Source organism: Corynebacterium sp. HMSC064E08 (assembly GCF_001811805.1).
GTDB classification, from domain to species: domain Bacteria; phylum Actinomycetota; class Actinomycetes; order Mycobacteriales; family Mycobacteriaceae; genus Corynebacterium; species Corynebacterium jeikeium_D.
In genome coordinates, this window is the sequence record NZ_KV806693.1 from 268,544 (window position 1) to 280,945 (window position 12,402).

Sequence of the window (12,402 nt, forward strand, 5' to 3'; positions counted from 1 at the left end):
AGCGTGACTTCAGCTACATCCACATCACGTCCTCGGAAGCGCCAGCGTAGGCGCAATCCCGAGGGCGTGATGACTATTGTCGAGCACATTCAAGAGCTCCGGCGTCGCCTCGTTCTCGCCCTCGCTGGTATTGCCGTCGGCACTGTTGTGGGCTTTATCTGGTATCAGACCGCCTTTACCATTGGTCAGTTCCGCATACCGTTTACCTCGGTCAATGTTGGCCCTGTGCACTTTAAGTCCCTGGGTGAGTTGCTCAAGGATCCGTACTGTCAGCTTCCACCCGAGATGCGTCTCGGCGGCGGTGAGGGCGCGGAGTGTCGTCTGCTGGCGACCAGTCCGTTTGAAATGTTCATGCTGCGACTGAAGGTCGGTGCGCTGGCCGGTCTGGTGATGTCGTCGCCATGGTGGCTCTACCAGATTTGGGCCTACATCACTCCCGGCTTGGTTCGGAAGGAACGCCGCACCACGCGCAGAGTTGTGACTGCCGCCGCGCTGCTGTTTGTCATGGGTTCCGTCCTGGCCTACTACGTTGTCGCCATCGGTCTGGAGTTCTTGCTCCAGATTGGTGAAGAGACGCAAATTTCTGCACTCACCGGTTCGCAATACTTCGGTTTCCTCTTGGCGCTCATCGTCTGCTTTGGCGTGAGCTTTGAGGTTCCGCTTTTCCTGGTCATGTTGAACATGGCCGGTGTCGTTACCTACGAGAGCATCAAGGACAAGCGCAGCATCATCATTATGTCGCTGTTTATCTTTGCGGCCTTCATGACTCCGGGGCAGGAACCAATATCCATGGTCGCAATGGCGACGTCACTGACATTGTTGGTGGAAATCGCAATCCAGATTTGTCGTCTCCATGACCGTCGTAAAGCAAATGAGCGACCGGAGTGGTTGGACGTCGATGACGAGCAAGGCTCCGGACCGATTACGGCTTCCGGTCCGATTGGCTCCGCCGGCGGTATCGGTGACGTGGGCGGCATCGACGCCCCGACTTCAGTAAGTGCGCCGACGTCGATTCAGCCGGGCGGCATGCCGACGGCATCAGCGGCCCCGACGACCTCTCCGGTCTCTGGCCCCACGCCAGTGAACGCGCCGACGCCGACGCGGGCATCCCAGATGCGTCCTACTCGCAATTCGCGTCCACCACGGCCACAGGGCATGATTCCGGAGACTCCGATGCCGACGCAGGACTTGCGAAATCGTCCGACGAGCGACTTTGATGATGTTCTCTAGCGCGGTTTATGACACTCTAGAAGCATGACTCTTCTCGGCGATTTCGTCAGCCAACAGGATTTCGATCTTGACGACTTTCAGCTCCGCGCCTGCCAATCAATTGAGGCAGGGCGGGGCGTTGTCGTCTGTGCACCCACCGGTGCGGGCAAGACCATTGTTGGCGAATTCGCTATTTATGCAGCTCTTGAGCGCGGTGGCAAGTGCTTTTACACCACACCTATCAAGGCGTTGAGCAACCAGAAGTACCACGACCTAGTCGAGGACTACGGCGAGGACCGCGTAGGCCTGCTCACTGGCGACACTTCTATTAATGGCGACGCGGACATCGTGGTGATGACCACCGAGGTGCTGCGCAATATGATTTACGCGAACTCACCGACGCTGAAGAAACTCACGCATGTGGTGATGGACGAGATTCACTACCTCGCAGACCGCGAGCGCGGCGCTGTCTGGGAAGAGGTTATTTTGAACCTCGACCAGTCCGTGGCCGTCATCGGTTTGTCGGCGACGGTGTCCAACTCCGAGGAGTTCGGTCGCTGGCTTTCCACGGTGCGCGGGCACACGGACGTTATTGTCACGGATCTGCGCCCGGTTCCGCTGCATCAGCACATGCTGGCGGGAAACCGGCTCTATCCACTCTTCGAGGCGAAGTCGGACAAGGTCAATCAGGACCTGTTGGAGGCGTGCCGTCGTGCCGAGTTCGGCTACGGCGACGCTGGGGCCAGGGAGCGCTACCAGTACAAAAAGCACAAGGGCGGTGGGCGCTCGTATAGTTGGGGCGATAAGGGGCAGCGCAAGTTCCGTCCGCCGAAGCGCGGCGATGTTATCCGCATGCTCGGCTCCATGAACATGCTGCCCGCGATCGTTTTCATCTTCTCCCGCGCGGGCTGCGAAGGCGCGCTGGCGCAGGTCGGTGCTACGCGCGCAGAGCTCACTGACCGGGATGAGCAGGAGCGCATCGCCAAGATTATCGATGACGGTGTTGCACACATTCCGAAGGAAGATCTGCAGGTTCTCGGTTTCCTGCGCTGGCGCCGCATTCTCATCCGTGGTTTTGCGGCGCACCATGCGGGCATGCTGCCTGCGTTCCGGCACATTGTGGAAGAGCTCTTTAACGAAGGCCTGGTCAAGGTTGTCTTCGCCACCGAGACGCTTGCGCTGGGCATCAACATGCCTGCCCGCACGGTCGTGCTGGAGAAGCTGGTCAAGTTCAACGGCGAAGCACACGTGGATCTCACGCCGGGTCAGTACACGCAGATGACCGGTCGCGCTGGCCGCCGCGGCATCGACACTGTCGGCAATGCAGTGGTGCAGTGGGCCCCGGCAATGGATCCGAAGGCTGTCGCAGGGCTGGCATCTACGCGCACATATCCGCTGATTTCCACCTTCGCGCCGAGCTACAACATGAGCGTCAACCTCCTGCAGACGCTCGGCTACGAAGGCTCGAAGCGCGTCATGGAGCGCTCATTCGCCCAGTTCCAGGCGGATGGCGACATTGTCGGAGTCGCCGCCGAACTGTCCAAGGCCAAGCAGGAAGCCGCGGCCCTGCGTGCGGAATTGCTCGGCAGGGGAGCCGATGCGCACGCTGAAGGGGCGGAGGCTGAAGCGTCGTCGTCAAGCGAGGAAGGCAGTTCGCGTGACGACGAGCGCCTGACCCAGATGCTTGAATATCTGGATCTGCGCGCGAAGCTGACCCAGGAGGAGAAGAACGCCAAGCGCCGCAATATTGAAGACCGCCACACGGAAACAGTGACCGCGCTGCGCAGACTCCGTCGAGGCGAGGTTATTCCGCTGCCGAAGGGTAAGAAGGTGCAGCTGGCGGTGGTGTACCGAGAGGACCATTCGAAGTCGAATCCACGTCCCGGTGTCATCAGTGTCGGCGGGTTCGTGGGGCGTGTGGAGCCGCATATCTTCCCAGCGGCGCCGCAGACGGTCGGCGCGATTAAGCTGCCTCGGGATGCGGACCGGCATCCGCGACGTGCGCTCGGAATTGTGCGCGCAGAGATTGGCCGCAAGGGGCTAAAAGGACCAAAGAGGCTGAAGCGTCGCACTGGTGGCAACTCGCCGGCGGTGAGGAAGTTGCGCCAGGAGCTGCGCGAGCATCCGCTACATGGCGATCCTGTGGTGGAGACGATGGCTCGTCACGCCGATACGCTGCGGCAGGCCGAGGCGCATGTGGCCAAGCTGCAGAAGCGCGTCGATTCCGCCTCGGATACATTGGCGCGCACATTCGACCGCATGCTGCAGTTGCTAACACAGATGGACTACGTCGAATGGCCGGAGGGCGCGGAGCCGACAATTACCGAGGAAGGCCTTCGGCTGGCGCAGATTCACAACGGCTCGGATCTGCTGGTGGCCACGTGTCTGCGCCGGGGCATCTGGGATGATCTGGACCCCGCGGAACTCGCCGGTGCGGTGTCGAGTTTGGTCTTTGAAAACCGCAAGGCCAGCCAGGGCAGTGACGAAGTGCCGACGGAGCCACTGGCCAAGGCGCTGGGGAACACCTACCGCATCTGGGAGGAACTGTCGGAGGATGAGCGCCGCTACCGGCTGCCGGTGACGGACTTGCCGGATATGGCTTTTGCTACGGCGATTCATCAGTGGACTGCGGGCGCACCGCTGGGGTACTGCCTGCAGGTAGCGGCCGAAAGCGGCGCGGAGCTGACTCCAGGTGACTTTGTCCGCTGGTGTCGTCAGGTCATTGACCTGCTGCAGCAGATCAAGAAGACAGGCTACTCCACGGACATTCGCGACAAGTCCGCCGAGGCTATTCAGGCAATTCGCAGGGGCGTAGTGGCGCTGAACAATTAGTTGCCGGTTACGTTGGTCAGCCGAAGCCTCGTCGCCCCGAGGCCACTCAACCGGCGACGGGCACAGGCCGACGGGTACAGTTGGCAACTATGAGCAACGGTATCTTTAGCTTTGACATCTATCAGCAGCGTCTGAATCGCACTGCGGAGCTACTCCGCAGCCGCGATGCGGACGCTGCAGTCTTTGGAACCGGCGCTGACCTGCAGTATCTCATTGGTTCTGCGGTCACTTCGCATGAGCGTCTCACCGCGCTGGTGGTCACTGCATCCGGCACCACCACACTGGTACTGCCCGCCGTGGAGCGCGGGGATCTGCCGCTGTGTGCAATCGGTGATCTCAACGCCGATGTGGTGTTGTGGGAAGACGGCCAGAATCCGCACCGCATTGTCGCCGACTTGGTGGGCCACGTGGGCACCCTCGCAGTGGGAGCCTCTTTGACCGCTGACCACTTGATTCCTATCCAGGATCTCACCGGAGCCAAGACTGTGTTGGCCGGAGACCTTCTGAAGGAACTGTTCATGCGCAAGGACGCCGCTGAGATTGATCAGTTGCGCGAGGCCGGCGCCGCTATTGACCGCGTTCACGCTCGAGTGCCGGGCATGCTGCGCGCAGGTCGCACTGAGCGCGAGGTCGCCGACGAGATCTCGGCTGCCATCCTGGAGGAGGGGCACGTCGCCATTGACTTCGTCATTGTCGGCTCCGCTGAAAATGGCGCGAATCCGCACCACGATTTCTCCGACCGCGTCATCGAGGAAGGTGATGTGGTGGTCGTCGATATCGGAGGCACCTTGCCGCTTGGCTACCACTCCGATTGCACGCGCACCTATGTCGTCGGCAAGCCGGGGGAGAAGGAAGCTGCAGCGTGGGCAGCTCTGCGCAAGGCGCAGGAAGCTGCCGTGGCGGCGGTGCGCCCCGGCGTGACGGCCGCAGAGATCGATGCGATTGCGCGTAATAGCCTCACCGCTGCGGGCTACGGCGAGTACTTCATTCACCGCACTGGTCATGGCATTGGTCTGTCCACGCATGAAGAACCGTTCATTATGGCTGGCAATGAGCTCAAGCTCGAGCCTGGCATGGCGTTTTCGGTGGAGCCGGGCGTGTACCTGCCGGGTGAGTTCGGTATGCGCCTGGAAGACATCATCGTTGTCACCGAAGACGGCGGAGAATCGGTCAATAATGGTCCGCACGATTTAATTACCGTCTAATCAAGGCTTAGAGGAAAGGTATTTTCTAGCGCATGGGACACGTACTCGTTCTTGGTGCCACCAGCGAGATCGGCGGGGAAGTTGCCGCGCGACTGGCCAACCACAACACCTTCACGCTCGCTGCGCGCCGCACTGAGGCGCTCGACGGCATTGCCGGTCGGCTCATCGACTCCGGTGCCGTCGCGGTGCACCGCATCCACTTTGATGCCGATGACATCGCCGCACACCGTCAGTTTGTTGAGCACGCCTGGCAGCACGGTCCCATCGACACGGTGATTGTCGCGTTCGGCATCCTCGGTGATCAGCGAAAGTGTGAGGAGTCCGGCGAGGCTGCTGCGGCAGTCATTCATACCGACTTCACGGCACAGGCGTCGATTCTCACTGAGATTGTCGCGCGCATGGAGTCCGACATCGCCGCCGGCACGCTGCCTGTGCGCGATAAGGTCGCGGGCCGCATCATGGCCTTTTCCTCTATCGCAGGTGCCCGCGTGCGCCGCGCCAACTACGTCTACGGTTCGGCGAAGGCCGGCCTCGACGGTTTCCTCCAGGGCATGCAGGACCGCCTGCACGGCAGCCATATTCAGCTGACGATTGTCCGGCCTGGCTTCGTCATCGGCCGCATGACCGAAGGCATGAAGCCGGCACCGATGTCCTCGCGCCCCGCCGAGGTCGCTGAGGCCGCCGTCACCGCTTTCGACGGTCGGAAGCCCCACGTCTGGGTTCCGCGCAAATTGGCATTGCTCGCCCGCGCCACACATCTGACTCCGCGCTGGATTTGGCGGAAGATGCCCCGATGAGCCCAAAGCTTCGCGTCGTCGGCATCGGCTGCGACGGGTACGCTGGTCTATCCGCGCGCGCTGTCGATGCGTTGTCGTCGGCTCGCCGCATCATTGGCTCTCCCCGTCAGCTCCATTTGCTTGCCGACGTCAACCTGGACGCCGACCTCTCACCTTGGCCAGGTGGCTTCTGGAAGGACTGGCAGGCCACCCTGGCAGATATTGACCCCGCAGTCGATGTCATCCTCGCCAGTGGGGATCCTATGTTCCACGGTGTAGGGGCGTCCCTAGTTCGGGAGCTCGGCCGTGGCGCCGTGGAGGTTATTCCAGCGCCATCGTCAGCCTCATTGGCCTGCGCCTACCTCGGCTGGCCCTTGCATGGCACTCCGGTGATTTCGCTGGTGACAGGGGAGCCGGGGCTACCTGGAGCCGCGCGTGTGGTACCGGTAGCGGATTCACTACGGCCCTTCCTGGTGCTGTGCCGAAACGCGGACTCAGTGAAAGAGGTCGCTACGGTTTTAGCCGACCGCCCAGACACCAAGCTCACCGCGCTGACCAATCTCGGCGGCACGGAAGCTACAGGGCTGCCGGAGTCCGTTGCCGCAGGCACGGTGGCGAACCCACCAGTTCCAGCTGGCAACCTCACGGTGCTGGCGGTGGAGCCGTCGGGAAGCGCGCGCGGCTGGCTGCGCGACGGTGACTTTGATTCAGATGGCCAGCTGACGAAGGCGCCGATTCGCCAAATGACGGTCGCTGCATTGGATCCGCGGCCGGGAGCGCTGCTGTGGGATGTCGGCGGTGGCACAGGATCGATTGGCATTGAGTGGGCTCGGCACGGTGGGCGTGCGGAGATTTTTGAGCGCGATGCTGTTCGTGCAGAGCGAATTGCTAAGAATGTGGCGACTCTGTCTGGCAATGTGAATGTCCACCATGGCGCAGCGCCGGGGGTTTTGGCTGACTCGAATCTTCGCCCCGATGCCATTTTCATCGGCGGAGGTCTCACTGCTGACGGCATGATTGAAACCTGTTGGCAACGCCTTGCCCCGGGAGGCACCATCGTCGCGAACACCGTGACGCTGGAGTCGGAGGCTTTGCTGTGGCAGGCGCGTCGCGACTATGGCGGGGATGTCACCCGGCTTTCCGTGGAGCGCGCAGGTGCAGTCGGCAGTTTCACTGCGTGGCGGCCGGCGTTGCCGGTGGTGCAGTGGGTGGCGGAGAAGCCAGTAGCGCCTGCGCTACCATAGACGTAATTTCTCTGTCTAGAAAATATTGAGGACTCTGTAACTCACAATGACTGTGTATTTCATCGGTGCAGGCCCGGGGGCAGCGGATTTGCTGACGCTGCGCGCGGACCGGCTTATTCGTTCCTGCCCAGTGTGTCTTTACGCGGGATCGATTGTCCCGCCTGAGGTGCTGGAAAACTGCCCCGAGGGCGCAGAGATTATCAATACCGCGCGTATGCCGCTGGATACCATCATCGAGACCATTCAGGCGGCACATGCGGCGGGCAAGGATGTCGCACGCCTGCAGTCCGGTGACCCGTCGGTGTGGTCGGCGCTGGCAGAGCAGGTTCGTCGTCTCAGCGAGCTCGGCATTGACTACGAAATCGTTCCGGGTGTGCCGGCATTTTCCGCGGCGGCGGCCGCTCTGGGCCACGAACTCACGGTGCCAACTGTTGGGCAGTCAGTGGTGCTGACTCGCATCTCCGGGCGCGCTTCCAAGATGCCGGAGGGCGAGACCCTGGAGAACTTCGGCCGCACGGGCTCGACTCTGTGCATTCACTTGGCCGCCCACGACATCGATCGTGTGGTCGAGGAGCTCACCCCGCATTATGGTGAGCACGGTCCGGTGGCAGTCGTGGCCTTCGCATCCCGCCCGGAACAGGTTATTCTCCGCGGCACGCTGTCTGATATCGCGCAGCAGGTCAAGGATGCCGGTGTGACTCGTACGGCTGTCATCATTGTCGGCAAGGTGCTCACCGCCGAGGCGTTCCCGGATAGCTACCTCTACAGCGATGATCGCCCACGCGATGAACACGGACGGACCATTCCATGCGTGCACTAATTCTGGGTGGGACTGCTGAAGCCCGCGCCCTGGCCAAGCGCTTAGTGGGCGAGGGCTGGTTTGTCACCTCTTCACTGGCCGGTCGCGTTTCAAACCCCAAGCTGCCCGTCGGCAATGTCCGTATCGGCGGTTTTGGCGGTCCCGCAGGACTGACTCGGTGGCTAATCTCCGATGCCACGGAAGTCATCATCGATGCCACGCATCCGTATGCAGAACAGATCAGCGAATCTGCTGCTGAAGCTGCCCGCGCTACCGGTCTTCCGCTCGTTGCGCTGCATCGCCCTGCGTGGGAGAAGCAGCCAGGCGACAACTGGATTGAGGTGTCCTCCATGCAGGAGGCCGCGGACGTTGTTGCCGACCGTTTCTACAGCCCGTTTCTCACTATTGGCCGTCAGCAGCTTGCTCCATTTGCCGGTGATTCCAACGGCCGTTACCTCATTCGCTGTGTGGAACAGCCCGCGCCGCCGCTTCCGAAGAATCGGAAGATTATTCTCAGCCGTGGGCCTTACGATGTCGCAGCGGAGCGCAAGCTCATGCGGGATTACGCCGTGGACTGCGTAGTGACCAAAAACTCCGGTGGTGCTGCTACCTACGCCAAGATCGAGGCAGCCCGCGACCTGAAGAAGCCGGTCATTATCGTGCAGCGCCCGCAGCTGCCCGGCGCGGATATCGCCACCGTCGCCACAACGGTGGATGAGGCGTACAACGCCGTTATCCGCCGGGCGTAGCGGCTAACGCAGCAATTCGCCAGTTCCGCTGGTGCCGCCCTCACCGTAGTGGCGTGCGGTGTAGACCCGAGTGGTCTTGCCGGCACGATACGCCTTCGTCGACGACGAACCAATAATCACCATGGTTCGCATATCGACGACATCCGGATCGAACTCCGCCAACGTGGTCACGGTGACGTTTTCCTGCTCGGAGCCGACTGCCCGTGCCACAATCACCGGCGTGGTTGGCTTGCGGTATTCCAAAGCCAGCGCGCGCAGCTCGCGAATCTGCCACCTCCGCGACTTGGACGCCGGGTTGTAGACAGCAAACGCCATGTCCGCACCGGCTACGGCTCGCACTCGCTTAACGACGACCTCCCAGGGCTTCAACCTGTCGGAGAGACTGAGCATCGCAAAGTCATGGCCAAGGGGAGCGCCCACTCGACTTGCGACAGCCTGAGCCGCAGTCATGCCCGGCACGACTCGAACTGGAATGTCTCGCCACATATCGTCATCAGCGACTTCCAGCACTGCGGCCGCCATAGCGAAGACCCCCGGGTCACCGGAACTGACCACCGCAACTCGACCTCCACGCTTGGCGATATCCAGCGCCATAGTGGCTCGCTCTGCCTCTACGCGGTTGTCTGAGAGGTGGCGGCGTTGCCCGGCGCGCTCAGGAACCCGGTTGATGTAGGTGGAGTAGCCCACCAGATCCGTGGCTCGGGCCAGTTCCTCAGTGACTTCTGGGGTGGTCCAGCGCTCCGCACCCGGGCCCAGGCCGACAACGACGACTTCACCAACTGCTGGGGCAGCCGACTCAGTCGCCGTATCGGTGACTGTATCGCTCGCCGTATCATCAGCTAGCTCTGATGCTCCAGAAACACTCCGTTCAGTTCCGTAGACAGCGGAAGGCACGACGGCTACTGCGAAGTACGGAACCTTCTCCGGATCTGCATCGGCCAGCGGGTAGCTGGTGTGCTCATTCATGGTTGCTCGCTCGACAACGTAGGCGCGCTCAAGCATGCCTGCGGACTGCAACGCTGTACGAACCTTCTCAACGTTTTTCCCCAGCTTCATAATGACTACACAGTCTGAGGCGCCAAGAACCGCAGCGATGCGCTCGGAATCAGCGGTGGCGGGAACAACGCTGACGATTTCGGTAGCCTCGCCGAGCGGCTGACCAATCTCTGCTGCCGCCGCAGTAATGCTGGCCACTCCAGGGACAATCTCAGTGGGAAAGTCCTCGCTGAGGGCGTGATGCAGATGCTGATACGAGCTATAGAGCATCGGGTCACCGAGCGAAAGAACTGCAACACTTCGTCCCTCGGCCAAGTGCTTGTGCAGGCGAGCAGTGGCCTCTGCATAGAAACCGGCGAGCTGCTCGCGGTAGTCGGCTGGGCGCCCCGTGGTCACCGGGTATTGCAATTGCTCTTCCACGGCAGCGTCGTCACGCGCGTCAATCAGTTCGGCGGCGATTGAGCGCGCCGTGGAACGTCCGTGAGTGCCGGCATGGTAGGCGATGACATCGGCTGTGCGGATGATGTCGGCACCGCGGAGTGTAATGAGACCTGCGTCGCCGGGACCGAGTCCGACGCCGTAGAGATGACCAGGCTGAGCACTGTAGGAGCCGGACATGGTTTAGATGATCTCCTTTGCGGTGGCAATGGCATTGAGGGCAGCACAGGTGATAGCCGAGCCACCGCGACGGCCGGTGACGGTGATGTACTTCAGCTCTGGGTTTTCGGCACCGGAGTCGATAGTGGCCTGCTTTGATTCCGCGGCACCGACGAAGCCCACTGGCATGGCCAAAATGGCAGCGGGCATGGGGAAGGAGCCCTCATTAATGCGGTTGAGCAGGTGGAAAAGGGCGGTGGGAGCGTTGCCGATGGCGACAACCGCGCCCTCTAGGCGTGGCTTCCACAGCTCCACGGCGGCAGCAGTGCGCGTGGTGCCGAGTTCTTGAGCCAGCTCGGGGACGCGCTCATCACGCAGCAGGCAGATGACCTCGTTGTCAGCAGGTAAGCGCTTGCGGGTAATACCCGAGGCGATCATGTTGACATCGGTGAAGATAGGAGCGCCTTCCTCGAGAGCCTGGCGAGCTGCGCGCACAGCTCCCGTGGAAAAGACGATGTCCTTGGCCAGGTCGGTCTGACCTGCTGCGTGAATCATTCGGACAGCTACGGTTTCCTCATCGGCATCGAAGCGGGAAAGATCGCTTTCTTCGCGAATGATGGCAAACGAGTTACGGTAAATATCCGCACCGTCGGTGTTGTACTCAAAGCGCTTCATAGGCTTAAAGCCTAGTCCACAGCAGTGACTTCGTATTCTCCGTCCCCGGTGGCGAGATAGTCGAAATAACCGCCCTTGGGCTTGCCGCAGCGACGCTCACAACCGGAGAAGTGCACGCGCCCCTCGGGCAGTCGGCCATCGGCAATCGCGTGAGAAGCATCGCCGCGGGTGTCAGCCAGAGACTTTTCGCAGCCGGGGCGTCCGGTGCAGGCGCTGACGCGCAACCAGGTGGACTTCCGGTCGAAGATCAGGCCATTGGGCGCCAATACCTTGACGACCTGTTCGGCAACTTCCTCTTCCAAATCGTGCAGAATCAGCGAGTACCACGGAGTGACGTGCACAGGAACTTGCGTATGCGAAATCGCACGGGCCAGACGCGCCGGGAGGACGCCAAAGCGCAGGCCAGCGGCCAGGCTAACCAGGCCATCCGGCTGGTCAATCCAACCGATCTGGCGGGACAGCCCGGCGGTGGCATCAAAGCTCTCAGCCGGGGTCGGCTCCTGGCGACGAACTCGCGCGCCCAATTCCTCGACTACGGCATCAGCAATGCGCTCGGCCGCATTGGCTTCGGCGATGCGCCAGGCTGAACCACGGCTGTCATTCCACACCTTCGCTGTGGTGATGAGAGCCTCCACGACGTCGTCACGCGAGACGACAAGCCCCGAGGTCGCGCCGCCAATGATGAGTTCGAACGTGTTCTCATCGTGGGCGACAACACCGAAGTCGGGGCGCTCACCGAGCACGTCACCGCGGCCATCGTCGAAAGCCATGAGTGTGCGACCTGGCAGTGTTGCCAGCGACGGCTCCGCGATGAGAGCCTTGTCGAACTCTTGAACCAGGTCACGAACATCAGCTTTACCGCCGACGCGACCGGACAGCGGCGACTGAAGAACGTTGCGTACGCGGTCGTGGCTGGTGGAGGGAACCAGCTTCTCTTCTTCCGCGGCATCGGCGAATGCGCCGGTGTTGGTGATGCCACGGATCTGAACATTGCCGCGGGAGGTGAAGTGAATATCACCGTCGCCGAAATTCTCGGCCAAATCGGCGAGTACGGCGAAGCCCGGCGCGGGGAGAAAGCCTCCGGGGAAGCGCAGACGACCAATTGCGCCATCAGCTGCGATATGAACCTTGCGGCTGCCGGGGCAACCGTCCTGACGAGTGCGGGTTCCTTGATCAGATGCAGTCATACTCTCAAGAATACGCAAACACACACAGAGCTGAGCCCCCGAAAACAGGGGCACATTATCCAGCCCCTTTCCAGCCCAACGAAACCATCCTGAAGTGGAGTTTTCATACCCCTCCGCAAAAACATACAAATTC

The 12,402-nt window shown here is 61.5% G+C and carries 10 protein-coding genes; 7 read left to right on the top strand and 3 right to left on the bottom strand.

Features of this window, described 5'->3' with window-relative positions:
- The first annotated feature begins 3 nt into the window (after positions 1-3).
- The 7 genes from tatC to HMPREF2820_RS02790 all read left to right on the top strand — a co-directional run bounded on the left by tatC (position 4) and on the right by HMPREF2820_RS02790 (position 8,814).
- The gene (tatC, locus tag HMPREF2820_RS02760) at positions 4-1,230 is read left to right on the top strand and encodes a twin-arginine translocase subunit TatC (protein ID WP_069359534.1); all 1,227 of its coding nucleotides are present in this window, start codon (positions 4-6) and stop codon (positions 1,228-1,230) included.
- Between the two features lie 24 nt (positions 1,231-1,254).
- Positions 1,255-4,041, top strand: coding sequence for a DEAD/DEAH box helicase (locus HMPREF2820_RS02765; protein ID WP_070602636.1), 2,787 nt, complete (start codon positions 1,255-1,257; stop codon positions 4,039-4,041).
- An 89-nt stretch (positions 4,042-4,130) separates the two neighbouring features.
- Entirely contained in the window at positions 4,131-5,246 is a 1,116-nt protein-coding gene (locus HMPREF2820_RS02770) for a M24 family metallopeptidase (protein WP_070602638.1), read from the top strand.
- Positions 5,247-5,278: 32 nt separating this feature from the next.
- Complete coding sequence (locus HMPREF2820_RS02775) at positions 5,279-6,043, top strand: SDR family NAD(P)-dependent oxidoreductase (protein WP_070602640.1); 765 nt, start codon at positions 5,279-5,281, stop codon at positions 6,041-6,043.
- Positions 6,040-7,266 (top strand): precorrin-6Y C5,15-methyltransferase (decarboxylating) subunit CbiT, encoded by a 1,227-nt coding sequence (gene cbiT, locus HMPREF2820_RS02780; RefSeq protein ID WP_070602641.1) that lies wholly within the window; start codon positions 6,040-6,042, stop codon positions 7,264-7,266. The genes HMPREF2820_RS02775 and cbiT overlap by 4 nt, the downstream gene beginning before the upstream one ends.
- A 46-nt stretch (positions 7,267-7,312) precedes the next feature.
- Entirely contained in the window at positions 7,313-8,086 is a 774-nt protein-coding gene (gene cobM, locus HMPREF2820_RS02785; protein WP_070602643.1) for a precorrin-4 C(11)-methyltransferase, read from the top strand.
- Positions 8,074-8,814 (top strand): cobalt-precorrin-6A reductase, encoded by a 741-nt coding sequence (locus tag HMPREF2820_RS02790; RefSeq protein ID WP_070602645.1) that lies wholly within the window; start codon positions 8,074-8,076, stop codon positions 8,812-8,814. The genes cobM and HMPREF2820_RS02790 overlap by 13 nt, the downstream gene beginning before the upstream one ends.
- Positions 8,815-8,817: 3 nt before the next feature.
- Here the strand turns inward: HMPREF2820_RS02790 and cobJ are convergent, their stop codons facing one another.
- From cobJ to cobG, 3 genes are read right to left on the bottom strand one after another with little or no spacing between them, the layout of a single operon-like run.
- Complete coding sequence (gene cobJ / locus HMPREF2820_RS02795; protein WP_070602646.1) at positions 8,818-10,428, bottom strand: precorrin-3B C(17)-methyltransferase; 1,611 nt, start codon at positions 10,426-10,428, stop codon at positions 8,818-8,820.
- Between the two features lie 3 nt (positions 10,429-10,431).
- Positions 10,432-11,082 carry a precorrin-8X methylmutase gene (locus HMPREF2820_RS02800; protein WP_070602648.1) on the bottom strand — a complete coding sequence of 217 codons (651 nt, stop codon included), beginning with the start codon at positions 11,080-11,082 and terminating at the stop codon, positions 10,432-10,434.
- An 11-nt stretch (positions 11,083-11,093) separates the two neighbouring features.
- Positions 11,094-12,269 (bottom strand): precorrin-3B synthase, encoded by a 1,176-nt coding sequence (gene cobG / locus HMPREF2820_RS02805; RefSeq protein WP_070602650.1) that lies wholly within the window; start codon positions 12,267-12,269, stop codon positions 11,094-11,096.
- Positions 12,270-12,402: the final 133 nt, after the last annotated feature.

Coding starts and splice junctions, on each gene's coding strand:
- HMPREF2820_RS02790 (WP_070602645.1), top strand. CDS start 8,074: ATGCGTGCACTAATTCTGGGTGGGACTGCTGAAGCCCGCGCCCTGGCC.
- HMPREF2820_RS02800 (WP_070602648.1), bottom strand. CDS start 11,082: ATGAAGCGCTTTGAGTACAACACCGACGGTGCGGATATTTACCGTAAC.
- cobG (WP_070602650.1), bottom strand. CDS start 12,269: ATGACTGCATCTGATCAAGGAACCCGCACTCGTCAGGACGGTTGCCCC.
- HMPREF2820_RS02770 (WP_070602638.1), top strand. CDS start 4,131: ATGAGCAACGGTATCTTTAGCTTTGACATCTATCAGCAGCGTCTGAAT.
- HMPREF2820_RS02765 (WP_070602636.1), top strand. CDS start 1,255: ATGACTCTTCTCGGCGATTTCGTCAGCCAACAGGATTTCGATCTTGAC.
- cobJ (WP_070602646.1), bottom strand. CDS start 10,428: ATGTCCGGCTCCTACAGTGCTCAGCCTGGTCATCTCTACGGCGTCGGA.
- cbiT (WP_070602641.1), top strand. CDS start 6,040: ATGAGCCCAAAGCTTCGCGTCGTCGGCATCGGCTGCGACGGGTACGCT.
- HMPREF2820_RS02775 (WP_070602640.1), top strand. CDS start 5,279: ATGGGACACGTACTCGTTCTTGGTGCCACCAGCGAGATCGGCGGGGAA.
- cobM (WP_070602643.1), top strand. CDS start 7,313: ATGACTGTGTATTTCATCGGTGCAGGCCCGGGGGCAGCGGATTTGCTG.